Annotated in this window: 24 protein-coding genes; 16 read left to right on the plus strand and 8 right to left on the minus strand. The window is 69.5% G+C overall.

What is annotated here, in order from left to right; translation table 11 throughout:
• Position 1 precedes the first annotated feature (1 nt).
• Positions 2 to 1459, plus strand: a complete 1458-nt coding sequence (locus tag PWF70_RS07905; RefSeq protein WP_035750547.1) for a bifunctional ADP-dependent NAD(P)H-hydrate dehydratase/NAD(P)H-hydrate epimerase — start codon at positions 2 to 4, stop codon at positions 1457 to 1459.
• Here PWF70_RS07905 and PWF70_RS07910 read toward each other — a convergent pair.
• Positions 1416 to 1865 (minus strand): hypothetical protein, encoded by a 450-nt coding sequence (locus tag PWF70_RS07910; RefSeq protein WP_006360711.1) that lies wholly within the window; start codon positions 1863 to 1865, stop codon positions 1416 to 1418. The genes PWF70_RS07905 and PWF70_RS07910 overlap by 44 nt on opposite strands.
• A 168-nt stretch (positions 1866 to 2033) precedes the next feature.
• Between PWF70_RS07910 and alr the strand changes: the two genes are divergently transcribed.
• The 8 genes from alr to groL all read left to right on the plus strand — a co-directional run bounded on the left by alr (position 2034) and on the right by groL (position 9393).
• Positions 2034 to 3191: an alanine racemase gene (alr, locus tag PWF70_RS07915; RefSeq protein WP_035750551.1), complete on the plus strand. Its 1158-nt coding sequence runs from the start codon at positions 2034 to 2036 to the stop codon at positions 3189 to 3191.
• A complete protein-coding gene (locus tag PWF70_RS07920; protein ID WP_006360713.1) occupies positions 3188 to 4330 on the plus strand; it encodes an alpha/beta fold hydrolase in 1143 nt (380 codons plus the stop codon). Before alr ends, PWF70_RS07920 begins: the two co-directional genes overlap by 4 nt.
• A complete protein-coding gene (gene tsaE, locus PWF70_RS07925; RefSeq protein ID WP_006360714.1) occupies positions 4327 to 4854 on the plus strand; it encodes a tRNA (adenosine(37)-N6)-threonylcarbamoyltransferase complex ATPase subunit type 1 TsaE in 528 nt (175 codons plus the stop codon). The genes PWF70_RS07920 and tsaE overlap by 4 nt, the downstream gene beginning before the upstream one ends.
• Positions 4855 to 4857: 3 nt before the next feature.
• A complete protein-coding gene (gene tsaB / locus PWF70_RS07930; protein WP_006360715.1) occupies positions 4858 to 5595 on the plus strand; it encodes a tRNA (adenosine(37)-N6)-threonylcarbamoyltransferase complex dimerization subunit type 1 TsaB in 738 nt (245 codons plus the stop codon).
• On the plus strand, positions 5592 to 6101 hold the full coding sequence (gene rimI / locus PWF70_RS07935) for a ribosomal protein S18-alanine N-acetyltransferase (protein WP_006360716.1): 510 nt from the start codon (positions 5592 to 5594) through the stop codon (positions 6099 to 6101). Before tsaB ends, rimI begins: the two co-directional genes overlap by 4 nt.
• On the plus strand, positions 6098 to 7144 hold the full coding sequence (tsaD, locus tag PWF70_RS07940; protein ID WP_006360718.1) for a tRNA (adenosine(37)-N6)-threonylcarbamoyltransferase complex transferase subunit TsaD: 1047 nt from the start codon (positions 6098 to 6100) through the stop codon (positions 7142 to 7144). Before rimI ends, tsaD begins: the two co-directional genes overlap by 4 nt.
• Before the next feature lie 211 nt (positions 7145 to 7355).
• Positions 7356 to 7655, plus strand: coding sequence for a co-chaperone GroES (groES, locus tag PWF70_RS07945; protein ID WP_004019185.1), 300 nt, complete (start codon positions 7356 to 7358; stop codon positions 7653 to 7655).
• A 121-nt stretch (positions 7656 to 7776) separates the two neighbouring features.
• The gene (gene groL, locus PWF70_RS07950) at positions 7777 to 9393 is read left to right on the plus strand and encodes a chaperonin GroEL (RefSeq protein WP_006360720.1); all 1617 of its coding nucleotides are present in this window, start codon (positions 7777 to 7779) and stop codon (positions 9391 to 9393) included.
• Positions 9394 to 9532: 139 nt separating this feature from the next.
• On the opposite strand, the gene PWF70_RS07955 is transcribed toward groL, so the two are convergent.
• Positions 9533 to 9829, minus strand: a complete 297-nt coding sequence (locus PWF70_RS07955; RefSeq protein WP_006360721.1) for a WhiB family transcriptional regulator — start codon at positions 9827 to 9829, stop codon at positions 9533 to 9535.
• A 417-nt stretch (positions 9830 to 10246) separates the two neighbouring features.
• On the opposite strand from PWF70_RS07955, the gene PWF70_RS07960 reads away from it, so the two are divergent.
• The 3 genes from PWF70_RS07960 to PWF70_RS07970 all read left to right on the plus strand — a co-directional run bounded on the left by PWF70_RS07960 (position 10247) and on the right by PWF70_RS07970 (position 12866).
• Entirely contained in the window at positions 10247 to 11113 is an 867-nt protein-coding gene (locus tag PWF70_RS07960; RefSeq protein WP_006360722.1) for a hypothetical protein, read from the plus strand.
• A 120-nt stretch (positions 11114 to 11233) separates the two neighbouring features.
• On the plus strand, positions 11234 to 11821 hold the full coding sequence (locus tag PWF70_RS07965) for a sigma-70 family RNA polymerase sigma factor (protein ID WP_035750555.1): 588 nt from the start codon (positions 11234 to 11236) through the stop codon (positions 11819 to 11821).
• On the plus strand, positions 11805 to 12866 hold the full coding sequence (locus PWF70_RS07970) for an anti-sigma-D factor RsdA (RefSeq protein WP_006360724.1): 1062 nt from the start codon (positions 11805 to 11807) through the stop codon (positions 12864 to 12866). The genes PWF70_RS07965 and PWF70_RS07970 overlap by 17 nt, the downstream gene beginning before the upstream one ends.
• A 92-nt stretch (positions 12867 to 12958) precedes the next feature.
• Here PWF70_RS07970 and PWF70_RS07975 read toward each other — a convergent pair whose 3' ends face one another.
• The gene (locus tag PWF70_RS07975; RefSeq protein ID WP_005195870.1) at positions 12959 to 13348 is read right to left on the minus strand and encodes a DUF5319 domain-containing protein; all 390 of its coding nucleotides are present in this window, start codon (positions 13346 to 13348) and stop codon (positions 12959 to 12961) included.
• Between the two features lie 168 nt (positions 13349 to 13516).
• Between PWF70_RS07975 and guaB the strand changes: the two genes are divergently transcribed.
• From guaB to PWF70_RS07990, 3 genes are all read left to right on the plus strand, one after another.
• Complete coding sequence (gene guaB / locus PWF70_RS07980; RefSeq protein WP_035750559.1) at positions 13517 to 15028, plus strand: IMP dehydrogenase; 1512 nt, start codon at positions 13517 to 13519, stop codon at positions 15026 to 15028.
• A gap of 102 nt (positions 15029 to 15130) precedes the next feature.
• Complete coding sequence (locus PWF70_RS07985; RefSeq protein WP_005195872.1) at positions 15131 to 16285, plus strand: GuaB3 family IMP dehydrogenase-related protein; 1155 nt, start codon at positions 15131 to 15133, stop codon at positions 16283 to 16285.
• 51 nt (positions 16286 to 16336) lie between these two features.
• On the plus strand, positions 16337 to 18100 hold the full coding sequence (locus tag PWF70_RS07990) for a GMC family oxidoreductase N-terminal domain-containing protein (protein WP_042376705.1): 1764 nt from the start codon (positions 16337 to 16339) through the stop codon (positions 18098 to 18100).
• A gap of 59 nt (positions 18101 to 18159) precedes the next feature.
• Here the strand turns inward: PWF70_RS07990 and PWF70_RS07995 are convergent, their stop codons facing one another.
• The 3 genes from PWF70_RS07995 to PWF70_RS08005 are packed head-to-tail and all read right to left on the minus strand — an operon-like array spanning position 18160 to position 20085.
• Complete coding sequence (locus tag PWF70_RS07995) at positions 18160 to 18762, minus strand: energy-coupling factor transporter transmembrane component T family protein (protein WP_006360728.1); 603 nt, start codon at positions 18760 to 18762, stop codon at positions 18160 to 18162.
• Positions 18759 to 19433, minus strand: a complete 675-nt coding sequence (locus PWF70_RS08000) for an energy-coupling factor ABC transporter ATP-binding protein (protein ID WP_006360729.1) — start codon at positions 19431 to 19433, stop codon at positions 18759 to 18761. Before PWF70_RS08000 ends, PWF70_RS07995 begins: the two co-directional genes overlap by 4 nt.
• 25 nt (positions 19434 to 19458) lie before the next feature.
• Entirely contained in the window at positions 19459 to 20085 is a 627-nt protein-coding gene (locus PWF70_RS08005; protein WP_035750894.1) for a biotin transporter BioY, read from the minus strand.
• A gap of 49 nt (positions 20086 to 20134) precedes the next feature.
• Here PWF70_RS08005 and guaA point away from each other — a divergent pair, with 49 nt between their 5' ends.
• The gene (gene guaA, locus PWF70_RS08010) at positions 20135 to 21727 is read left to right on the plus strand and encodes a glutamine-hydrolyzing GMP synthase (protein ID WP_035750564.1); all 1593 of its coding nucleotides are present in this window, start codon (positions 20135 to 20137) and stop codon (positions 21725 to 21727) included.
• Between the two features lie 61 nt (positions 21728 to 21788).
• Here the strand turns inward: guaA and PWF70_RS08015 are convergent, their stop codons facing one another.
• Positions 21789 to 22019: a hypothetical protein gene (locus tag PWF70_RS08015; protein ID WP_006360732.1), complete on the minus strand. Its 231-nt coding sequence runs from the start codon at positions 22017 to 22019 to the stop codon at positions 21789 to 21791.
• Positions 22016 to 23491: a PspC domain-containing protein gene (locus tag PWF70_RS08020; protein ID WP_155225159.1), complete on the minus strand. Its 1476-nt coding sequence runs from the start codon at positions 23489 to 23491 to the stop codon at positions 22016 to 22018. The genes PWF70_RS08015 and PWF70_RS08020 overlap by 4 nt, the downstream gene beginning before the upstream one ends.
• Between the last annotated feature and the right edge of the window lie 49 nt (positions 23492 to 23540).

The following is a 23540-nucleotide window of genomic DNA, read 5'->3' on the forward strand; positions in this document are numbered from 1 at the left end:
CATGCCGACCCGGTACCTGACCGCCGACGAGGTCCGCGACGCCGAGCGGGCGTCGGGAGACCTGCTGGCCAACGGGACGCTGATGCGCCGTGCCGCGCATGGGGTCGCGCAGGCCGTCGTCGGCGAGCTGAACCGGACCGGCGGTTGTTACGGCCGGTCCGTGGGTGTCGTCGTCGGCGCCGGCGACAACGGTGGTGACGCCCTCTTCGCCGCCGCCGAACTCGCCCGTCGCGGAGTGGCTGCTCACGCTGTGCTGCTCGCCGCCGACAAGGCGCACCCGGCCGGGCTGCGGGCGTTCCGGGCGGCCGGCGGTCGTGTCGACGACGCGTTGCCCGCCGGGCTCGACGCCGTCATCGACGGGGTCGTCGGCATCGGTGGCCGGGGACCGTTGCGGCCCGCCGCCGCGGCGGTCTTCGCCGGCCTCGATCCCGAGACAATTGTCGTCGCAGTCGATCTGCCGTCCGGCGTCGACGCCGACACCGGCGAGGTGCACACCCCGTCGGTCCGTGCCGATGTCACCGTCACCTTCGGCTTCCCTCGTCGCGCACACCTCCTCGCGGCACCGCGGTGCGGCCGGGTGGTCGTCATCGACATCGGCATCGGCGATCCCGTCGAACCAGCTGTGCGACAGCTCATCTCGTACTCCGACGCCGAGATCGACTGGCCCGTACCGGGTCCCGCGGACGACAAGTACACCCAGGGCGTGGTCGGGGTCATCGCCGGCTCACACCGCTACCCGGGTGCGGCGATCCTGGCCTCCGGGGCCGCGGTCACCGCGACCTCGGGTATGACCCGGTACGTCGGTTCGGCGCACGCCGAGGTGGTGTCGCACTTCCCCGAGGTGGTCGCCGCGCCGGACCTCGCCGACGCCGGCCGGGTCCAGGCGTGGGTGGTGGGCCCGGGCATGGGTACCGACGCCGCCGCGACGGCGCTGCTGCGTACCGTTCTCGACTCCGATCTACCGGTCCTCGTCGATGCCGATGCGCTCACCATCGTCTCGAACGAACCCGGACTCGTCGCCGGTCGCGCGGCACCGACGCTCCTGACCCCGCATGCGGGTGAGTTCGCGCGGTTGACCGGGTCCGAGGTGGGAGCCGATCGGGTGTCCGCGGTCGCCGACCTCGCCGCCCGGTGGGGTGTCACGGTGTTGTTGAAGGGCCGGATCACGCTGGTCGCCGATCCGTCGGGAAGGGTCGCCGGCAACGACGCCGGATCGTCCTGGGCCGCGACCGCGGGCGCCGGCGACGTGCTCGCCGGGATCGCCGGCTCGCTGCTCGCCGCCGGCCGGTCACCTCAGGAGGCGGGTGCCTGGGCGGCTCGCGTCCACGCCCACGCCGCGCTGCTGGCGAGCCGGGGAGCCCCCATCGGTGCGTCCGCGCTGCTCGCCGCGCTGCGCCCGGCGATCCGCGAGTTCGCTACAGGAAGAACAGCAGCGGAGACGCCGACCCCGCCACGCTGATCAGCGTGACGATCGAGAGCAGCACCAGATCGACGATCGGCCCCGCCCGGTGCAGCTCGTCGGCGCCGAGACGTCTGACAAACGAGACGAGCAGCCCGACCACCGCGCCGACGGTCGCGACGACGCCCACCACGTACAGGACCATCGCCGCGAACACCCAGCCGTCCGCGTCGTTCTCACCCAGCGCCTCGAGGATCGCGACGAAGAACAGGACCGCGCTGGTGAACAGGGAGACCCAGGCGAGGCCGTTCGACACCCAGGCCGTCACCGATTCGCGCATGCCGGGGGTGCGGCCGGCGGGGAGAGCGGGATCGGCGGGGCCGTACACGAGCGGGTCCACGGGGACGAAGTCATCGGGGAAACCGGGGTCGGGGTGACCGGACACGGGATTCATGGTGGCGTACATGGCCGCTTTCTGAAGAGGTGAGCTGCATCTGTCGTTCAGCCAACCGCGTCCCCGCGACGGCCGCATCGGTGTGATTACTCATACACGGCCGGGTGAAATGGCTGGTCATGGCGTTCCGCGGGTCGCCGCGCACAAATCGGTGGTGACGATCTGGGAGAATGGTCGGCGATGACTTCCGCTGCCCTGACCGCGACCGTCGACCTCGGCGCCATCGCGCACAACCTCGATGTGTTGCGTACTGCTTCGAACGCTGCCGTGATGGCGGTCGTGAAAGCCGACGCCTACGGCCACGGCGCCGTGCCGGTCGCGAAGGCCGCGATCGCCGCGGGTGCCGCCGAGCTGGGCGTCGCGCACATCACCGAGGCGCGCGCACTGCGCGCCGCCGGGATCGACGCGCCGATCACCGCCTGGCTGCACACACCGGGGGCGGACTTCTCGGGTGCCGTCACCGATCGCATCGAGATCGCCCTGTCTTCCGCCGCGCAGCTCGACGCGGTGGTCGCCGCCGCCCGGGCCACCGGTGTCGAGGCGAGCGTGACGGCCAAGGTGGACACCGGCCTCAACCGGAGCGGCGTCGCCGTCGACGAATGGGACGACTTCGCCGAGAAGCTCGCGAAGGCGCACGCCGAGGGAGCGGTCACCGTCCGCGCGGTGATGTGTCACCTCGCCCGCGGCGACGAACCCGACCATCCCCTCAACAGCGAGCAGGCCGCCCGGCTCGACGCCGCGGCCGCCGACCTCGCCCGCCTCGGCGCGGCGCCCGAGATCATGCACATCGCGAACTCTCCTGCGGCACTGACCCGTCCGGACCTGGCGCGCGACCTCGTCCGCCCCGGTATCGCACTGTACGGCCGGACCCCGGTCCCCGAACTCGGCGACTTCGGGCTCATCCCGGCGATGACGCTGTCGGCGCGGGTGGCCCTGGTCAAGAAGGTCGCTGCCGGGCAGGGCGTCTCCTACAGTCACACCTGGATCACACCGCACGACACCGTCGTCGCGATCGTCCCGGCCGGTTACGCCGACGGGGTGCCGCGACTGCTGTCGGGCCGCATCCGGGTGCGCATCGCCGATCGCCTGTTCGACGGCATCGGGCGCATCTGCATGGACCAGTTCGTCGTCGACCTCGGACCAGACGGGGCCGGGGTGCGGGAGGGCGACGAGGTCGAACTCTTCGGCACCGGCGCCCGCGGCGGCGTCACGGCCAAGGACTGGGCCGACGCCATCGGCACCATCGACTACGAGATCGTCTCCCAGGTCGGCAACCGTGCGGTCCGGCGCTACCTGAACGCGGGCCCGGCCCGCGGTGACGCGGTGGCCGACGAGTGAGCGGGGTGAGCGTGGTGGACGATTCCGAACGCGTCGGGCTGCTGGCCGGGTTGGCGGGTGTCGCGGCACTGGGCGGCCTGGCGGCGATCGGCGCGGCGCGCAACATGGCGCGCAAGAGCGTCGTCGGCAGGTCGGATCCCCACGCCGACATCGACCTCACCACGATGTACGACGAGCACGCACGGACCGTGACCACCGACGACGGCCTCGATCTCGCGGTCCGGACCATCGACCTCGGTGACGTCCCGAACGGCGCATATCCCGAGCTCACCATCGTTTTCGTGCACGGGTTCAGCCTGCGGTTGGCGAGCTGGCACTTCCAATGTGAACAGCTTGCCGCCGAGTGGGCCGACCGCAACTACCGCTTCGTCTTCTACGATCACCGCGGCCACGGCGAGAGCGATCCCGCGCCGGCCGAGACCTGCACGATCGCGCAACTCGCCGACGACGCCGCGGCGGTGATCCGCTCGACGGTGACCAGCGGACCCGTTGTGGTGGTGGGGCATTCGATGGGCGGCATGACGGTGATGGGTCTGGCGCGCCGGCACCCGGCGCTGTTCTCGTCCATCGGACCGGTTGCGGGGGTCGGCGTGGTCGCGACCGCCTCGCGGGGCCTGACCGAGGCGGGACTCGGTGAGGGATTGGGCAATCCGGTGATCGACGCCTTCCGCCTGAGCGTCCGCCGCGCACCGCGCCTGGTCCAGGCCGGCCGCGGACTGACCCGCCAGGCCCTCGAACCGGTGCTCGTCGCGGCCAGCTTCGGCCCGGCGTTCTTCAGTCCGGCGCTCGGTAGCGCCGTGGAGAAGATGATCCAGTCCACGCCGATCGAGACCATCGTGAACTTCTTGCACGCCTTGGAGATCCACGACGAGTCGACGGCGCTTCCGGCGCTGGCGCAGGTGCCCACGACCGTCGTGTGCGGCGACAAGGACCGGCTGACGCCGCTGCCGAACTCGGTGCGCATGTACTCCCAGCTCGGCCCGGATTCTCGTCTCGTGGTGGTCAAGGGAGCCGGTCACATGGTCCAGATGGAGGAACCCCGATTGGTCAGCGACGCGATCGTCGATCTCGTGGACCGCGCCCGGGTCGCGCTGCCTGCGCCCCGGCGTCGCTGGTGGAAGCGACGGGCGAAGGCATGAGCCCGGAGAGGCCGCACGCCGGCGGAACCCGCCCGACGCCGGTCACCGACCGCACCGGGACCCGCGAGTTACCGGAGGTCGCCGACACCGAGGCGTTCGGCGCCGAACTCGCCACCGTGTTGTCGCCGGGCGACCTGGTGATCCTCGACGGCCCGCTCGGTGCGGGCAAGACCGCCCTGGCGCGCGGCATCGGCGCAGGTCTGGGGATCGAGGGCCGGGTCACCTCGCCGACCTTCATCATCGCGCGCGAGCACCGGCCGGGCCGTCCCGGAGGGCCGGCGATGGTTCACGTCGACGCGTACCGGCTCGGGCTGGCAGGCGGCGACGGGGACGGGGGACTGGCGCGAGGCGGTCTCGACGAGCTCGACGCCCTGGACCTGGACACGGAGCTGACGGATGCGGTCGTCGTGGTCGAATGGGGTGAGGGTGTGGCCGAGCGGCTGGCGCAGCGCTATCTCGTGGTGCGGTTGCGCCGGGATGTGGACACCGATGTGCGACATGTGGAGTGGGAGTGGGTGAGGTGAGGAATGAGTTCCGGTGAAGGGGGTCTCGGCGCGGCCCGGACGGTGCTCGCGATCGACACCGCGACCGACTCGGTGGTCACCGGGGTCGTCGAACTGACCGGCGACACGATCGCCGATGTGCGGGTGCTCGCCGAACGCGTGGTCACCGACCACCGTCGGCATGCCGAACTGCTCACCACCCTGATCGCGGAATGCCTTGCCGAGTCCGGGATCTCCCGCGACTCGCTGGCCGCGGTGGTCGTCGGATGCGGCCCCGGGCCGTTCACCGGTCTGCGCGTGGGCATGGCCACCGGCGCGGCCTTCGCCGACGCACTCGGCATCCCCGCCCACGGCGTGTGTTCGCTGGACGCGCTCGCCCTCGACACGACCCCGCCCGGCGAGGGTTCCGACGTCCTCGTCGTCACCGACGCCCGGCGCCGAGAGGTGTACTGGGCGTTGTACCGCGACGGTGCGCGGGTGCGCGGACCCGAGGTCACCGCCCCGGCGACGGTCGCCGAGGAACTGTCCCCGGTATTCACCGCAGGCGAGGTCGGGGCGGCGTACGGCTCGGCGTCCCATCTCGAACTGGTCGGCTGGACGGGCGCGCCGCCGCAGGCCACCGTGCCGTCGGCTCGCGGACTCGTCGCGGCGGCCGCTCCCGCGATCATCGCCGGTGAGATCCCCGAACCCCTTGTGCCGCTGTATCTCCGACGTCCCGATGCGGTCGAGCAGAAGGCCCGGAAACTGGGGGCCGCGCGGTGACGGCGCCGGAGCTGATCATCGATGCGCTGACCTACGGCGACATCCCGCAGTGCGCGGCGCTGGAGAAGCTGATGTTCGCCGAGGACTCGCCGTGGCCGGCGTCGGCGTTCCGGGCCGAACTGAACGCGCCCTACAACACCTACTTCGCGGCGCGCGAACGCGCGGGCGGCGAGGTCATCGGCTACGCCGGGATCTCCACGCTCGGTCAGCCCGACGCCTACGAATGCGAGATCCACACGATCGCAGTCGATCCCGCCCATCGCGGGCGGGGGATCGGCAAGGACCTGCTGGAGGCGATGCTGGCGGTGGCCGACGCCGTCGACGCCCCGGTGTTCCTCGAGGTCCGCACCGACAACGACGTCGCGATCACCCTGTACTCCCGGCATGGCTTCAGCACCGCCGGAATCCGCCGGAACTACTATCAGCCGTCCGGTGCGGATGCCTACACGATGTTGCGGGTCCCGAGTTCGGGACGGCCGCTCGACCCCGAGGAGGGCCCGGCATGATCGTCATGGGCATCGAGAGTTCCTGCGACGAGACCGGAGTGGGCATCGTGCGCTGGACGCCGGCTGACGGCGACACCCCCGGCCACGCGACGCTGCTCGCCGACGAGGTCGCCTCGAGCGTCGACGAACACGCCCGTTTCGGCGGCGTCGTCCCCGAGATCGCCTCGCGCGCACACCTCGAGGCCATCGTGCCGACGATGCGCCGTGCTCGTGAGGCCGCCGGCATCGACCGGCCCGACGCCATCGCCGTCACCATCGGGCCCGGGCTCGCGGGCGCGCTGCTCGTCGGCGTCGCCGCGGCCAAGGCCTATGCGCTCGCCTGGGATGTGCCGCTGTACGCGATGAACCATCTCGGCGGGCACGTCGCGGTGGACACCCTCGAGCACGGCCCGATGCCCGAGTGCGTCGCCCTGCTCGTGTCCGGCGGACACACTCATCTGCTGCACGTCACCGATCTCGCCGAGCCGATCGTCGAACTCGGCACCACGGTCGACGACGCGGCGGGGGAGGCCTTCGACAAGGTCGCCCGACTCCTCGACCTCGGATTCCCCGGCGGCCCGGCCCTCGACCGTGCCGCCCGCGACGGCGACCCTGAGGCCATCGCTTTTCCCCGCGGGATGACCGGCCCGCGCGACGCCCGCCACGACTTCTCGTTCAGCGGTCTCAAGACGGCGGTCGCGCGGTACGTGGAGAAGTGTGAGCGCGACGGGGTGGCGGTCCCGGTGGCCGACGTCGCGGCGTCGTTCCAGGAGGCCGTCGCCGACGTGCTCACCATGAAAGCGGTTCGTGCGTGCGGTGATCTGGGAGTCGACACGCTCGTCCTCGGCGGTGGTGCGACCGCCAACTCGCGGATTCGGTCGCTCGCCGAGGAGCGGTGCGCGGCCGCCGGCATCACGCTGCGCGTGCCCAAGCCGCGACTCTGCACCGACAACGGGGTCATGATCGCGACGCTGGGCGCGCACGTGATCGCCGGAGGCGCGGCGCCGTCGCCGCTCACGGTCGCATCCGACCCGGCGATGTCGGTGCGGGTCAGTCAGCTCTGAGGCCTCTTCGGGGGCCCCGACGCGCCGAGCTGTATTCGCGGCGAGCGAAACTCCGGCATTTTGCACCCTCCACCCTTGAGTGCTGGCACTCGCACGTATAGAGTGCTAGTCGGCGCTGAGTGAAGCCTCGGACACCCGCGACGACGAGGTTTTGTCCCAGGGCCATGAACGTGCAGATTCTTTCTCAGTACGAAAGTTGAGGACTCACATCGTGGCGAGCGTGAACATCAAGCCGCTTGAGGACAAGATCCTGGTGCAGGCCGTCGAGGCCGAGACGACCACCGCCTCGGGCCTGGTCATCCCGGACTCCGCCAAGGAGAAGCCGCAGGAAGGCACCGTCATCGCCGTCGGCGAGGGCCGGGTCACCGAGCAGGGCAACCGCGTCCCCGTGGACGTCAAGGAAGGTGACACCGTCATCTACAGCAAGTACGGCGGCACCGAGATCAAGTACGCCGGCGAGGAGTACCTGATCCTGTCGGCGCGCGACGTCCTCGCCGTCATCGGCAAGTAGGACTCGGGCCACACAGACCCCGCGAGTCGTCTCGCGACTCGACGCACCGCCCCGGCTCCCCGTGCAGGGGTACCGGGGCGGTGTGCGTTGTGTCGGACGACTCCCGTGAAGAAAGAGATTCATGGCCAAGCAGATTGAATTCAACGAAACCGCGCGGCGGGCGCTCGAGCGAGGCATCGATCAGCTCGCCGACACCGTCAAGGTCACCCTGGGCCCGCGCGGCCGGCACGTGGTGCTGGCCAAGGCATTCGGCGGACCGAGCGTCACCAACGACGGCGTCACCATCGCTCGTGACATCGACCTCGAGGACCCCTTCGAGAACCTCGGTGCCCAGCTGGTGAAGTCGGTTGCCACCAAGACCAACGACGTCGCAGGCGACGGCACCACCACCGCAACCGTTCTCGCGCAGGCGATGGTCAAGGCCGGACTGCGCAACGTCGCCGCCGGTGCCAACCCGATCGCACTCGGCGTGGGCATCAGCAAGGCCGCCGACGCACTGAGCGAGGCCCTGCTGGCCGCCGCGACCCCGGTCGACGGCGAGCAGTCCATCGCCCAGATCGCCACCGTCTCCTCGCGTGACGAGGAGATCGGCGAGATGGTCGGCAAGGCGATGAGCGTGGTCGGCGCCGACGGCGTCGTCACCGTCGAAGAGGGCTCGGGTCTGCAGACCGAACTCGAGATCACCGAGGGCGTGCAGTTCGACAAGGGCTTCCTCTCGCCGTACTTCGTCACCGACGTCGACAGCCAGGAAGCGGTCCTCGAGGACGCGCTCGTGCTGCTGTACCGCGACAAGATCAGCTCGCTGCCGGAGTTCCTGCCGCTGCTGGAGAAGGTCGTCGAGGCGGGCAAGTCCCTGCTGATCGTCGCCGAGGACGTCGAGGGCGAGCCGCTGTCGACCCTCGTGGTGAACTCGATCCGCAAGACCATCCGCGCCGTCGCGGTGAAGTCGCCGTTCTTCGGTGACCGTCGCAAGGCGTTCATGGAGGACCTGGCGGTCGTCACCGGCGGCACCGTGGTCACCTCCGACGTGGGCCTGACCCTGTCGACCGTCGGCCTGGAGGTTCTCGGTTCGGCGCGTCGTGTCGTCGTCACCAAGGACGCCACCACCATCGTCGAGGGTGCGGGCACCAAGGAGGCCATCGCCGGTCGCGCCGCGCAGCTGCGTCGCGAGATCGAGGCGTCGGACTCCGACTGGGACAAGGAGAAGCTCGCCGAGCGTCTGGCCAAGCTGGCCGGCGGCGTCGCCGTCATCCGCGTCGGTGCGGCCACCGAGACCTCCCTCAAGGAGCGCAAGCACCGCGTCGAGGACGCCGTCGCCGCAGCCAAGGCCGCGGTCGAGGAAGGCATCATCCCCGGCGGCGGTTCGGCCATCGTCCAGGCATCGAAGGTGCTCGACGAGCTCGCCGCCTCGCTGACCGACGACGAGGCGCTGGGCGTCCGCGTGGTCCGGGACGCCGCCAAGGCCCCGCTGTTCTGGATCGCCTCCAACGCCGGTCTCGACGGTGCCGTCGTGGTGTCCAAGGTCGTCGACCTCGGCAAGAACGAGGGCTTCAACGCCGCGAGCCTCACCTACGGTGACCTCGTCGGCGAGGGCATCATCGACCCGGTGAAGGTGACCCGTTCCGCGGTTGTCAACGCCGCGTCGGTCGCCCGCATGGTGCTCACCACCGAGACCGCGATCACCGATCAGCCCGCGCAGGAGCCGGCCGGTCACGCCGGACACGGTCACGCGCACTGAGCTGAGCGCATCGCGCCGGTAGTACACAACACAGGAGCCGGGCATCCTCTGCGGATGCCCGGCTCCTGTGTTGTGTGCGGTGGTGCCGCGGTGGCCCTGATCGTCGGCGGGTCCCTCTCCGCCGGCGGTTACGGACTGCTCAGCTCGCCATGCGGCGGCCGACACCGCGCTTCATCAGCATGCTGCGCTCGGACTCCGAGAGCCCGCCCCAGATCCCGTAGGGCTCGGCCACGGCGAGCGCGTGCTCGCGGCACTGGGCGATGACGGGGCACTGGTGGCACAGTTCCTTGGCCCGACGCTCACGCTGAGCGCGCGCACGGCCGCGTTCACCGTCAGGATGGAAGAACATCGAGGAGTCGACGCCGCGGCAGAGGCCGGACATCTGCCAGTCCCAGATGTCTGCGTTGGGGCCGGGGAGATGGTTGGGCTGAGGCATGGCAGCTGCTCCTTGTCTAGGGCCGCACCGAGGTGCTCGGTGGAGAAACGTCGATTTCCTGCAACGCTGGGGCTCACATTAAGCGGGTGTGAGAAATGGCGTCAATACCGTTGAAATCGGCGATCCGCCGGGTGAAAGTCTCGGAAATGTTAACGGCGCGTTAGATGAACGGAAGGCGATAGCACAGTGCTGCCCAGCGGTCGGCGTGCCCTCCGACCGGACGAAAGGAACGATCGATGAGCTGCGAGTATTCAGCAAAATGGCGTTTGTCTGGAGGGTGGGAACGCAACGACCATCAAACGACGACCATGTCAACGGTTAACACCGAGGAAATCTGCTTCTTATCCGCCGGTGATCTGGTCTCAGGATTAACGTTGGGAATCGTTCGTTAAATTCATGCAAACCAAAAGAGACGTAGTGATCAAGACCACTTCGCAGGGCCTCGACATGGCCCCTGAACTGCGTTGGAAGTCGGCCGTGGAGGCGGGAGGACGCGGTGAGTACGCCGCGGCGCTCACCGAGCTGGCCCGGCTGGGCGAGGACGTGCGGTCCGCGCACGGGTCGATGCCGCGCGGACCGGGGGCCGCGGCACTGCTGTCACTGTGCCGCAGCACGACGGCCTCTCTACTGCGTCAGGGCGGACGCCACGACCTCTCGCTGGGGCTCGACGGTCTCGCGTTCGCGACCGTCGCGGGGATCGATCCGGCACCGGGCGGCGAGGCAGGTGTCGACCCGGTGCGGGCCGCACGCGCCGACGCCCTCATCGGGCTGGCCGCGGACAACCTCGGTCTCCTTCGTTTCGGAGCGTCGGCGCGAGTCCTCGATCGTGCGCGGTCACTGCTGTCCGATCCCGCCGAAGACTGGGTCTCGGCACCGCCGGTCGACTGGCCCACCCACGGCCGGTGCCGGCTTCGCTGGGAGTGGGTCAGCGCCGAACTCGGCCTGTACTCCGGAGACGTCGCGGCGGGGTTGGCCCACGCGGAGGCCGGCGACTTGCTGGTCCGGCATCTGTCCGACACCTCCGACGTACCGGCGCGGCACCGCGTGAAGACCTCTCTCATCCATGCGGCAGCCCTCGCGGGTGTGGGGGAGGTCGAGGCGTCGGCCGCCCGGGCCCGCAACGTAGTCGTCGACGCAGGTGAACACGGTCTGCTGCCGCTGGAGTGGGCGGGACTGAGCCTGCTCACCGGGATGGTCGCGGCGTCTGATTCAGAGGAGAAGAGGCACCGGGACCTTCGCGCCACGCTGATCGGCAAGGGCATGGCACTGATGCCCGAGGGCTGATGGCTAAGGTGTTTGAGGGTCTGCCTCGGCGTTGTCACGACGTTCCGGGGTGTCGGGGCCCGTAACAGGACCGGCTCACAAACGGTCAACCGATCTGTAACACGGGGATTCCTACGCGCGATGAAGCTGACAGGTGGTGAGTTGGACGACGCCGTCCGGGCCGCGGGCCAGGGCGATCGTGCAGCTCTCACATCAGTTCTCGAAAGCGTGCAGGAACCGATCCTGCGCTATTGCCGAGGGCGAATCGGAATCGGAGAACGTCATCTGTTCTCCGCAGATGACATCGCGCAGGAGGCTTTGATGGCGGTGATGACCGCGCTGCCCCGTTATCGGGACCAGGGCAAGCCGTTCATGGCCTTCGTCTACGGCATCACCTCACACAAAGTCGCCGACGCCATGCGGGTCGCCGCCCGGGTCAAGGCCGATCCGGTGGAGGACGTGCCCGAGGTCGGACACGTCACCGGTGGGCCGGAGCAGTCGGCTCTCGACGCCGACAGCAGCAGGCGGATGCGCGCATTGCTCGACATACTTCCGGAGAAGCAGCGCGAGGTGCTGGTACTCCGGCTGGTCGTCGGCATGTCAGCCGAGGAGACGGCCCAGATGATCGGAAGCACCGCGGGTGCGGTTCGAGTCGCCCAACACCGGGCGCTGGCCAAGTTGAAGGACGAGTTGAAACGGACAGGAGGTCACGATGAGCGGAGGATCTGACTGGCGTCATCGTCGCTCCGTCCACGGGCGTGAGCAGCTCGGCCGTCCCGGCCGGCCGCCGGCCCATGGTCGGGGACCCGGTCCGAGTGGCCCGTCCACCGGTGGTCCCGTATCCGGCGACGACGCCCTCGAGCGCGAAGCGAGCGTGCTCGGCGGGGAGTCGCTGGACCTCGCCGAGGTCGGCTTCGACGAGAACTTCCTCGAGGCGCTTTCCCACGACGTTCCCGTCCCCACGCGTGACGACGCGGAATATGAACTCGCCGAACTTCTCTCGGGTTGGCGCAACGAGACCGTGTCGGCCCCGGTGCCGGAGCTGGTCTCCGTCGACGACGTCGAGCGGGCCATCGAGAGCACCGAACGCGCGAGTCGTGGCCGTCGCATGGTGCGCCACCTCCGCGTCGTGTCCGGCGCGGCCGCGATCGTCATCGTGGCGGCCGCCGGCCTGACCGTCCTGTCCGAGGGCTCGCAGCCGGGTGACCCGCTGTGGGGCGTCAAGCAGGTCGTGTTCGCCGAGGCCGCCTCCGAGACCCAGGCGGCCCACGACGTACGCGCCAACCTCGAACGCGCCGAGGCGGCCATCGCCGCCGGCGACACCGCGGCGGCCGCGAGCTTCATCGCCAAGGCCCAGGGCAGCATGGGGCCGATGCGCGACAAGGACACCCGCGAGGAGATGTCGGACTGGATGAACCGGCTGCGCGCCGGGGCCGGTCTGCCGACCACCAGGGAGGCCACGTCGTCGGCCGATCGGTCGGAGCCCGCGGTGACCGAGTCGGGTGAGCCGACCACGAATCCGGACGTGCGCAACCGGTCCGGGGAGCCGTCGCCCTCCGACACCTCCGTGACCACGACTCCCACGACCAAGGTGCCCACCCCGGTCGAGGAGCCCGGTCAGAGCGAGGAGCCGGTGCCGTCGAGCCCGCCGAGCGAGCCGACCGAAGAGGTGCCGCCCACGAGTTCCTCGATGACGCGGACACCTGCCGACTTCCCGGCGTTCCCGTGGACGCCGCCGCCCGGCGTCGACGCGTCCGAGGGTCGTCCCCGCTAGACCCGCGCGACCACAGACGACTGCGCCCGTACCGAGATCGGTACGGGCGCAGTCGTGTGAGAGGGATCGGTGGTCTGTGGGCCCCGAGGGGGTCAGCGGCCTTCGTCGTAGTGGTTGCGGGCGTCGGCGTAGCCGCGGCAGTAGTCCCAGGTGACGTAGGCGTCGGGGCGCGGGTCGACGGCCGGCTCATGGGGGCGGACGGTGCCGTCGATGAGGAGCTGGATCAGGTTCGCGCGGAGCATGTCCCAGTCGTGGTAGTGGTCCTCGTGGCAGTCATCACACACGACGACGAGGCCCCGGACGCCGCGGTGGGCGAGCAGCGCCTCGTAGACGGCGAGGTCGGCCAGGTCTTCTTCGACCGCCAGCCGCTCGTTCTCGTCCAACGGGATGCCCGGCTCCACGCTGTCCAATGCGGAAGCGGGGTCGCTCGGGTCGTCGGCGAACGGGTCCGGCGGGAGGCCGGGTGGCAGGTGGTCACGCACCCCACCACCGTAGCCGATCCCGGGGCTGTCACGCCGCAGGCATCCGAAGGTATTCAGGCGATATACGGCAGGCGCCGGGGAGGCGGGAACACGGCCTCCCGGACGCGTCCCCGGCGCACAGTGCACGTGTGACGATCGCCGCATCCATCGAGTCGATACGATGGACCGATGACGCATGTTCGCACCGGTGGAGACGATCCCGGCAAGGTCGCAATGCTCGGCCTGACCTTCGACGACGTCCTCTTGTTGCCCTCGGCCTCGGACGTGATCCCCAGCGAGGTCGACACCTCCTCGCGGGTGACCAAGAACGTGACCCTTCGCGTGCCGCTGGTGAGCTCGGCGATGGACACCGTGACCGAGTCTCGCATGGCCATCGCGATGGCGCGCGCCGGCGGTATGGGCGTGCTGCACCGCAACCTGTCCATCGAGGCGCAGGCGGCCCAGGTCGAGACCGTCAAGCGGTCCGAGGCCGGCATGGTGACCGATCCCGTCACCTGTTCGCCGACCCACACCCTCGCCGAGGTCGACGCGATGTGCGCGCGGTACCGCATCTCCGGCCTGCCCGTCGTCGACGACAAGGGCGAGCTCATCGGCATCATCACCAACCGCGACATGCGCTTCGAGGTCGACCAGAACCGTCCGGTCGCCGAGGTCATGACCAAGGCGCCGCTCATCACGGCGCAGGAGGGCGTCTCCGCCGAGGCCGCCCTGGGGCTGCTGCGTCGCAACAAGATCGAGAAGCTGCCGATCGTCGACGGCAACGGTCGCCTCACCGGTCTGATCACCGTCAAGGACTTCGTCAAGACCGAGCAGCACCCGAACGCCACCAAGGACTCCGACGGCCGTCTGCTCGTCGGCGCGGCCGTGGGCACCGGTGGACCCCAGTGGGACCGTGCGATGGCGCTGACCGATGCCGGCGTCGACGTGATCATCGTCGACACCGCCCACGCGCACAATCGTCTGGTGCTCGACATGGTCGCCAAGCTCAAGGCCGAGGTCGGCGACCGCGTCGACGTCGTCGGCGGCAATGTCGCCACCCGTGAGGCCGCTCAGGCCCTCATCGACGCCGGTGCTGATGCGGTGAAGGTCGGCGTCGGACCGGGCTCCATCTGCACAACCCGCGTCGTGGCCGGCGTCGGCGCACCGCAGATCACCGCGATTCTCGAGGCCGTCGCCGTCTGCCAGAAGGCCGACGTACCGGTCATCGCCGACGGCGGTCTGCAGTACTCGGGCGACATCGCCAAGGCCCTTGCGGCCGGTGCGTCGACCGCGATGCTCGGTTCGCTGCTCGCCGGGACCGCCGAGGCTCCCGGCGAACTCGTGCTCGTCAACGGCAAGCAGTTCAAGAGCTACCGCGGCATGGGTTCGCTCGGCGCGATGCAGGGACGCGGCCAGGCCAAGTCGTATTCCAAGGACCGCTACTTCCAGGACGACGTCCTCAAGGAGGAGAAGCTGGTCCCCGAGGGCATCGAGGGTCGGGTGCCGTTCCGCGGCCCGCTGTCCCAGGTGATCCACCAGCTGGTGGGTGGCCTGCGCGCCGCGATGGGTTACACCGGGTCGTCGTCGATCACCGATCTGCAGACGGCGCGGTTCGTCCAGATCACCGCGGCCGGGCTCAAGGAGTCGCATCCGCACGACATCACCCTCACCGCCGAGGCGCCCAACTACTATTCCCGCTGACGTCTCCTCGGTCGTTCCCGCCGGTCCGCCCGGACCGGGGACACCGTAGGGTCGTTGTGCAGCTGAACTCCCCGGAGCCTGAACACTCAGAAAGGCGCACTGGTGCGTGACCTCGTCGAAATCGGCATGGGCCGGACGGCCCGACGGACCTACGAACTGGACGACATCAGCATCGTCCCGTCCCGTCGGACCCGTTCCTCCAAGGACGTCTCCACCGCGTGGCAGATCGATGCCTACCGGTTCGAGTCGCCGATCCTGAGCCACCCCACCGACGCCCTGGTGTCGCCGTCGGTGGCCATCGAACTCGGCAAGCTCGGCGCGCTCGGCGTCATCAACGGTGAAGGACTGTGGGCACGGCATCGCGACGTCGACGCCAAGCTCGAGGAGCTGGCCGCCATCGCCGCCGGCGATCCCGATCCCTATGCCGCGGTGCGTCATCTGCAGAAGCTGCATGCGGCACCCCTCGACAGCGGTCTGCTCGCCGAGGCGGTGGCGCAGGTGCGCGACGCCGGTGTCACCACCGCGGTCCGCGTCAGCCCGCAGCACGCGCCGGAACTCACCCCTGCGCTGCTCAAGGCCGGTGTCGAGCTCCTCGTCGTGCACGGCACGATCATCTCGGCCGAGCACGTCGCCCAGGTCGACGGCGAGGGTGCCCGGGAACCGTTGAACCTCAAGACGTTCATCGCCGATCTCGACATCCCGGTCATCGCGGGTGGTGTGCACGACCACCGCACCGCGCTGCACCTGATGCGTACCGGTGCGGCCGGTGTGATCGTCGGTTACGGCTCGGCCGCGGGCGCGACCACCACCGGTGAGGTGCTGGGCATCGGCGTGCCGATGGCCACCGCCATCGCCGACGCCGCCGCCGCCCGCCGCGACTACCTCGACGAGACCGGCGGACGGTACGTCCACGTCATCGCCGACGGCGACATCCACAACTCGGGCGACCTGATCAAGGCCATCGCCTGTGGTGCCGACGCCGCTGTGCTCGGTACGCCGCTCGCCGCCTCCGCGTCGGCTCCCGGTGGTGGCTGGTACTGGCCGTCGGCCGCCGCCCACCCCGACACCCCGCGCGGCGCGCTCCTGCAGGTGGCCGGCAACGCCGACCGCCCGAGCCTCGAGCGCGTCCTCAACGGTCCGTCCGACGACCCGTTCGGCGAGCTCAACCTCGTCGGCGCCCTGCGTCGCGCGATGGCGAAGGCCGGATACTGCGACCTCAAGGAGTTCCAGCGGGTGGGGCTTTCCGTCCACGCCTAGTTAGGGTGACCTGAGTCATCCCATGTGACAACGACCATTAGCATCGTATTCATGGGTGTGAAGAAGCGATCCGACAGCTCCACGGACTTCGACGTCCTCATCGTCGGATCCGGTTTCGGCGGCAGCGTGAGCGCGCTGCGACTCGTGGAGAAGGGTTACCGCGTCGGCGTCATCGAGGCGGGTCGCCGTTTCGAGGACGACGAGTTCGCGAAGACCTCATGGCGTCTCAACCGCTGGCTGTGGGCGCCGAAGCTGGGCCTGTACGGAATCCAGCGCATCCACGCGCTCAAGGATGTGATGATCCTGGCCGGTGCGGGTGTGGGCGGCGGTTCGCTGAACTACGCGAACACGCTGTACAAGCCGCCGACGCCGTTCTTCACCGACCCCCAGTGGAACCACATCACCGACTGGGAGGACGAGCTCACGCCGTACTACGACCAGGCCCGGCGGATGCTCGGCGTGGTCAAGAACCCGACTGTCACCTCTTCCGACCGGATCGTCGCCGAGGTGGCGGAGGAGATGGGCGTCGGCCACACCGTGACCCCCACGCCCGTCGGCGTGTTCTTCGGAGCCAAGACCGGACTCGCCGGCGCACCCGGAGAGACGGTGCCCGACCCGTACTTCGGCGGCGCGGGACCCGACCGCACTGCCTGCACCGAATGCGGAGCCTGCATGACCGGCTGCCGCGTCGGCGCCAAGAACACGCTTCTGAAGAACTACCTCGGACTCGCGGAACGCAACGGTGCCACCATCGTCGACCGCACCACGGTCGACTCGCTCGTCCGGCGTGCCGACGGCTCGTGGCAGGTCGGCACACACCACTCGTCCTCGTGGGGACCGCTGGGACGACGCAAGCGCACCTTCACCGCCGGTCACGTGATTCTCGCCGCCGGAACGTTCAACACCCAGCGTCTGATGCATCACGCGAAACTGACCACGCTGCCGCAGATCTCGGATGCGATGGGACAGCTGACGCGTACGAACTCGGAGTCGATCCTGGGCGCGATGGGTTCGCGGATCGATCCGGAGAACGACTACTCGCGCGGCGTCGCGATCACCTCGTCGTTCTACCCGGAGCCGAACACCCACATCGAGCCGGTGCGATATGGCAAGGGCTCCAACGCGATCGCCTACCTGCAGACGTTGCTCACCGACGGCGGCACGCGCCGCAACCGGTTCGGGCAGTTCCTGAAGCAGGTCGCGAAGAACCCGTTCCTGCTGGTTCGGCTGCTCGTCGTGAAGCAGTGGAGCGAACGTACGGTGATCGCGCTGGTCATGCAGAACAACAACAACTCGCTGACGACCTTCGTGCGCAAGCGGGGACCGCTGCGCTACGTCACCAGCAAGCAGGGGCACGGCGAGCCGAACCCGACGTGGATCCCCAAGGGCAACGAGGCAACTCGCCGGATCGCCGCCAAGATGAACAGCGGCATCGCCGGTGGCACGTGGGGCGACATCTTCAACATGCCGCTGACCGCCCACTACCTCGGCGGGTGTGCGATCTCCGACGACCCGTCCACCGGCGTCATCGACCCCTACCAGCGCGTGTGGAACTACCCGACGCTGCACGTCACCGACGGTGCATCGGTCTCGGCGAACCTCGGTGTGAACCCGTCGCTCACGATCTGTGCCCAGGCCGAGCGCGCGATCGCGTTGTGGCCGAACAAGGGTGAGGAAGACCGCCGGCCGTCGCAGGGGCAGTCGTACCAGCGCATCGATCCCTCGACGCCCAAGGCGCCGGTCGTCCCCGCGGATGCGCCCGGGGCGCTGCGCCTGCCGATCACGCCGATCACCCGGCCGGGCGTCACCGCCTGACCGGACTCCGGAGAAGAAATGTGGCTGTGCATGGCACGCATGACTTCTACGGGTTGCGGCTAGTCGAGCCCGCGGGCGGTGAGGGTGTCGGCGAACCCGTCCGCGGTGCGGAGCGCGGCGAGCACCACCGGCGCCACCAGGATGCGCGGACCCGGCCGCAGCCCACGCGCCTTGCGTGCCTCGTCGACCTCGCGCACCACCTCGACCATCAGCGGGATCGCTCGGATCGTCAGTGCCAGAGCGATGGCGATCAGGTCGGTGCGCACGCCCACGTGGCGCAGCGGACCCAGGCCGCGGACAATGGCGTCGAGCATGTCGGTGGTGCGGGTCGTCAGTGTGACTATCGTGGCGAGCGCGACCGACAACGCCAGCACGCCGCAGATCACCACGGCGCGTCGCCAATCGGTGAAGATCACCTGAAAAGCGAAGATGAACAACAACATCCAGAGCAGCGGGCGGAGTTGACGCCAGGCCTCGACCGGGCCGATCCCGGCGAGCGCGAACGTCGCCGCGACCGCGAGGGTCGCGATCCCCAACGCGGGCAGCGTCCGCACGGTCAGCGACATCACCAGGATCGCCACGGCCATCGCGACGAACTTGACCCCCGGCGGGAGCCGGTGCACCAGGGTGTTCCCGGGACGGTAGACGCCGAGGACGTTCACGACATCAGTGTGCGGTAGTAGGCGAGCGCCGGCGAGGGCTCGTCGTCGGCGACCACCCGGCCGTCGTCGATGACGATGACGCGGTCGAAGCCGTCGAGGATGTCGAGGTCGTGACTGACGACGATGAGTTGCTCGTCGAGCGTCGCGAAGACGTCGGTGAGCATGCGCGTGTTGCGGAGGTCGAGCAGTGTCGTCGGCTCGTCGGCGACGATGATCGCCGGGTCGGTGACGAAGATCGATGCGAGCGCGAGGAGCTGTTTCTGCCCGCCGGACAGCCGTTGGGCGGGATGGTCGGCGTGCTCGCCCAGCCCGAAACGCTCGAGCACCTCGAGAGCCCGGATCGCGCGCTGCTTCTTGTCTAGGTCGGTGCGGCGCAACGACAGTTCGATGTCCTCGATGACCGTCGGCATGATGATCTGCCGGTCGGGGTCGGAGAAGATGAACCCGACGCGGCGACGGACCTCACGTTTGTTGCGGGAGACGTCGAGACCGTCGACCGTCACCATGCCCGTCCCGGGCACGACGAGCGCGTTGATCATCCGCGCCAGGGTCGACTTCCCGCTGCCGTTGGCCCCGACGATGCCGATCCGGTTCTCGGTGAGATTCAGCGAGACGTCACGCAGCACGACCCGGTCGTCGTAGGCGTGGGAGACGTTCGTGAACTCGATCATCGAAGCGGGGCGATCGCGGAGCGGCTCAGCTGCCGGCGCCGGCGCGCCGGGACAGTCGGAGCGGCTCGATGAGGCCGGGGCGACCGCGATGGATCTGCGCGGCCACCACCGCGGCGACGACGACCTTGATGACGTCGCCGATGATGAACGGGCCGTTCGACGTGATCGCCGCCCACACCGTCAGGTCGGTGCGCAGGACCAATCCGATCACCCCGAACAGGTACAGGACGAACATCCCGCCCAGCGCGTTGATCCCGATGCCCCAGAGAACGCGGTAGCGCGGTTTGTCGCCGACGGACATCATCGCCGCGGTGAGCACGCCGATCACGATGACCGCGGGCAGGAAGCCGACGAAGTAGCCGGCGGTCGGGGAGGCCAGCGCGGTGAGGCCGCTGCGTCCGCCCGACAGGATGGGGAGTCCGGCGATGGCCAGCACCATGAAGATGACGACGGCGAGGGTGCCCTTCCTGGGTCCCAGGACGGCTCCCGCCAGGATCACACCAAGGGTCTGGAACGTGATCGGCACGCCACTGGTGCCGATGTTGATGGTCCCGGGCAGGCCGAGTGCGGCGATCAGCGCGGCGAAAACGGCGGCCTGGGTGAGATCGCCGATGCTCAGCGACCATGCGGTGGTACGGGGAGATGCAGTCATGTCGGTGTCGAAGTATTTCACGTCGTGGTCGACCACTAGACTCGGCCGGGTGACAGACTCTTCTGCAGAGGATTTCCTCGAGGGCCCGCGGCCCGTACTCGTCGTCGACTTCGGAGCGCAGTACGCGCAGCTGATCGCACGGAGAGTGCGTGAGGCCCGGATCTACTCCGAGGTGATCTCCCACGACGCGCCGCTGGCGAAGATCCAGGAGAAGAACCCGGTCGCGATCATCCTCTCGGGCGGACCGGCGTCGGTGTACGCCGAAGACGCCCCCGAACTCGATCCCGCCGTGTTCGACCTGGACATCCCGGTCTTCGGCATCTGCTACGGCTTCCAGGCGATGGCCGCGAAGCTCGGTGGCGAGGTCGCGAACACCGGTGGTCGCGAGTTCGGCCGCACCACCCTGACGGCGAACGGCGAGGGCATCCTGCACCAGGGTCTCTCCGACACCCAGCCGGTGTGGATGAGCCACAACGACGCGGTGCAGCAGGCGCCGGAGGGCTTCACCGTCACCGGTTCGACGCCCGGCGCCCCCGTCGCGGCGTTCGAGAACCTCGAGCGCCGCATGGCCGGCGTCCAGTACCACCCCGAGGTGCTGCACACCCCGCACGGCCAGCAGATCCTCACCCGCTTCCTCTACGAGGTCGCCGGTCTCGAGGCCACCTGGACCGCGGCGAACATCGCCGACGCCCTCATCGACGCGGTCGCCGATCAGATCGGCGACGGCCGGGCGATCTGCGGTCTGTCTGGCGGTGTCGACTCCGCGGTGGCCGCCGCGCTGGTGCAGCGCGCCATCGGCGACCGCCTCACCTGTGTCTTCGTCGACCACGGACTGCTCCGCGCCGGTGAGCGCGAGCAGGTCCAGCACGACTTCGTCGGCGCGACCGGCGCCAAGCTCGTGACCGTCGACGCCGCCGACACGTTCCTCAAGGAATTGTCCGGTGTCAGCGACCCGGAGACCAAGCGCAAGATCATCGGCCGCGAGTTCATCCGTTCCTTCGAGGGCGCGGTGAGCGAGGTCCTCGGCGAGGAGGCCGAGTCGGGGGAGAAGGTCGAGTTCCTGGTCCAGGGCACCCTGTACCCCGACGTCGTGGAATCCGGTGGCGGCAGCGGCACCGCGAACATCAAGAGCCACCACAACGTCGGCGGCCTGCCCGACGACCTCGAGTTCAGCCTCGTCGAGCCCCTGCGCCTGCTGTTCAAGGACGAGGTCCGCGCCGTCGGTCGCGAGCTCGGCCTGCCCGAGGAGATCGTGGCACGCCAGCCGTTCCCGGGCCCGGGTCTGGCTATCCGCATCGTCGGCGAGGTGACCGCCGATCGCCTGGAGATGCTGCGCAAGGCCGACCTCATCGCCCGCGAGGAGCTGACCGCCGCCGGCCTCGACGCCCAGATCTGGCAGTGCCCGGTGGTGCTGCTGGCCGACGTCCGCAGCGTCGGCGTCCAGGGCGACGGCCGTACCTACGGACACCCGATCGTGCTGCGTCCCGTCTCGAGCGAGGACGCGATGACCGCCGACTGGACCCGCGTGCCCTACGAGGTCCTCGAGGTCATCTCGACGCGCATCACCAACGAGGTTCCCGACGTCAACCGCGTCGTCCTCGACGTGACGAGCAAGCCGCCGGGCACCATCGAGTGGGAATGACCGAACGCAATCAGGCCGGCGTGATCATCGCGCCGGCCTGATTGCGTTCACCCCTCGTCCCTCATCCCCGGCTACGCGTTCCGGAGATGATGAGGATCAGGCCGATCAGCAGTCCGACGCCGACGGCGGCCCAGCCGAGGTCGGCGGCGTCGGGGAGTGCCGGTCCGCCGGCGAGTCCCCAGCCCGCGACCGCCAGGGCCGCGATGCCCACGATCCCCAATCCCGGTGCACGATGGGTTGATTCGGCGTAGTCGTCGGCGGCGTTCGGGCCGCTGTCGGTTTGCTCGTTCATCGGGTGACCCGAACCTCTCCCATGCCGGTGTGTGCGTCGATCTCGAGAACGGGCCCGTCGGTGCCGTCACGGCCGCCGTCGAGTCCGGCGGGACACTCGATGTCGCCGACGCCGGTGTCGCAGGTGACGCGGACGTTCATGTTCTCGGGCAACGCGACCTCGATGACGCCGATCCCGTTCCGTAGTTCCACCCGCCGGTCGGCGGTGAGGTCGATCTCCCGTAGGTCGAGGGTCATCTCACCCATCCCGAGGGTGTACTCGGTCTGGATGTCGTTCTCGCTCAGCGGCTTCCAGTTGCGATCGCCGACCCCGCCGGTGGGCAGGGTGACACCGGAGACCGTGGTGGTCACGATGGTCGCGATACCCAGCAGGATGGCGACGGGCAGCAGGCCGGTGCTGTGCTCGCCGGTGCGCCGGCGCAGTGTCGCGGCCAGCACGAGGCCGGCACCGACGACCGCCAGAGACAGGGAGAGGATGCGTGGCACGGTGAACCAATCGACTCCAGCCTGATGCAGGGCCGTGCCGATCGCTCCGACGATGACCGCGAGCCCGAGGACGATCAGCGTCAACGGTGACCGGCGACGACGCTGCTCGACCGGCTTCACCGGTGTGGCGGGTTCGGGCAGATCCCAGGCGAACGGGGCGACTCCCAGCGGATCCCAGGCCGGCGGGGCGGTGTCGATGTCGTCGGAGGCGGGCACCGGGGTCGGCAGGGGAGACCAGCGTTGCGTGCCGGCCGAAGCGGTGTCGACGTCGTTCTGGCTCAAGCCCGTCTCCTCTGTCGCCGCGAAGTTCACGGCCGGCTCGGTGGTGGGGGTCACGTTCGTCGCCGGACTCGGCTGCGTTCCGGGGCCGTGGGTGGGTTTCTGCAAGTCGACGCCCGGGGTGTTCGTGGGGGTCGGCGTGTTCGCCGGGACACCGGTGGTCTCGGTGCCGGCCATGGCGCGCGGGACCCAGCGTTCGAACTGCCCCGCCGTCGGCGGCGGCACCACGACGTCGGTGACGGCGACGGTGTCGATGCTGGTGCCGGGCGGGGGCGTCGGGGTGCGCAGGTGGAGCAGGTACCACCCGCCGAGCATGAGGATCGCGCCGACCAGTCCGCCCGATCCCCAGGTGCGGTTCGGGCCGACCGAGGTGACGATGACGATCGCGAGGACGGCCAGCACGATGAACTGCGGGTTGCCCCAGCCGTGGCCGCCGCGACCACCGGAGTGGGCGGCGCGAAGGGCCTCGGCGTGGGCGCGCTGCCGGCCCGGGAACGCGATCCACGCGGCCAGGTACAGGATCAGCCCGCTGCCGCCGAAGAAGGCGGACACCACGAAGGCGATCTTCACGAGGGTCGGATCGACGCGGTAGCGGGCCGCGATGCCACTGCACACGCCGGCGATGGTCCGGTTCTCCGGACGGTAGGGGCGTGTCGACCACATCTCCCTGAGCTGATTCTGGAACTCCTTGGTGTCCATGGCGATCATCGTGCTCTCCCGGGCACCCGCAGCACATCGGGTGATCCCCTGATTTCCG

It is taken from the genome of Gordonia sp. Swx-4 (assembly GCF_030316175.1).
Lineage (GTDB): Bacteria > Actinomycetota > Actinomycetes > Mycobacteriales > Mycobacteriaceae > Gordonia > Gordonia alkanivorans.

Excerpts from the sequence above, each read along its gene's own strand:
- PWF70_RS07905 (WP_035750547.1), top strand. The coding sequence starts at position 2 with ATGCCGACCCGGTACCTGACCGCCGACGAGGTCCGCGACGCCGAGCGG.
- PWF70_RS07910 (WP_006360711.1), bottom strand. The coding sequence starts at position 1,865 with ATGTACGCCACCATGAATCCCGTGTCCGGTCACCCCGACCCCGGTTTC.
- alr (WP_035750551.1), top strand. The coding sequence starts at position 2,034 with ATGACTTCCGCTGCCCTGACCGCGACCGTCGACCTCGGCGCCATCGCG.
- tsaE (WP_006360714.1), top strand. The coding sequence starts at position 4,327 with ATGAGCCCGGAGAGGCCGCACGCCGGCGGAACCCGCCCGACGCCGGTC.
- tsaB (WP_006360715.1), top strand. The coding sequence starts at position 4,858 with ATGAGTTCCGGTGAAGGGGGTCTCGGCGCGGCCCGGACGGTGCTCGCG.
- tsaD (WP_006360718.1), top strand. The coding sequence starts at position 6,098 with ATGATCGTCATGGGCATCGAGAGTTCCTGCGACGAGACCGGAGTGGGC.
- groL (WP_006360720.1), top strand. The coding sequence starts at position 7,777 with ATGGCCAAGCAGATTGAATTCAACGAAACCGCGCGGCGGGCGCTCGAG.
- PWF70_RS07955 (WP_006360721.1), bottom strand. The coding sequence starts at position 9,829 with ATGCCTCAGCCCAACCATCTCCCCGGCCCCAACGCAGACATCTGGGAC.
- PWF70_RS07965 (WP_035750555.1), top strand. The coding sequence starts at position 11,234 with ATGAAGCTGACAGGTGGTGAGTTGGACGACGCCGTCCGGGCCGCGGGC.
- PWF70_RS07970 (WP_006360724.1), top strand. The coding sequence starts at position 11,805 with ATGAGCGGAGGATCTGACTGGCGTCATCGTCGCTCCGTCCACGGGCGT.
- guaB (WP_035750559.1), top strand. The coding sequence starts at position 13,517 with ATGACGCATGTTCGCACCGGTGGAGACGATCCCGGCAAGGTCGCAATG.
- PWF70_RS07990 (WP_042376705.1), top strand. The coding sequence starts at position 16,337 with ATGGGTGTGAAGAAGCGATCCGACAGCTCCACGGACTTCGACGTCCTC.
- PWF70_RS08000 (WP_006360729.1), bottom strand. The coding sequence starts at position 19,433 with ATGATCGAGTTCACGAACGTCTCCCACGCCTACGACGACCGGGTCGTG.
- PWF70_RS08005 (WP_035750894.1), bottom strand. The coding sequence starts at position 20,085 with ATGACTGCATCTCCCCGTACCACCGCATGGTCGCTGAGCATCGGCGAT.
- PWF70_RS08015 (WP_006360732.1), bottom strand. The coding sequence starts at position 22,019 with ATGAACGAGCAAACCGACAGCGGCCCGAACGCCGCCGACGACTACGCC.
- PWF70_RS08020 (WP_155225159.1), bottom strand. The coding sequence starts at position 23,491 with ATGATCGCCATGGACACCAAGGAGTTCCAGAATCAGCTCAGGGAGATG.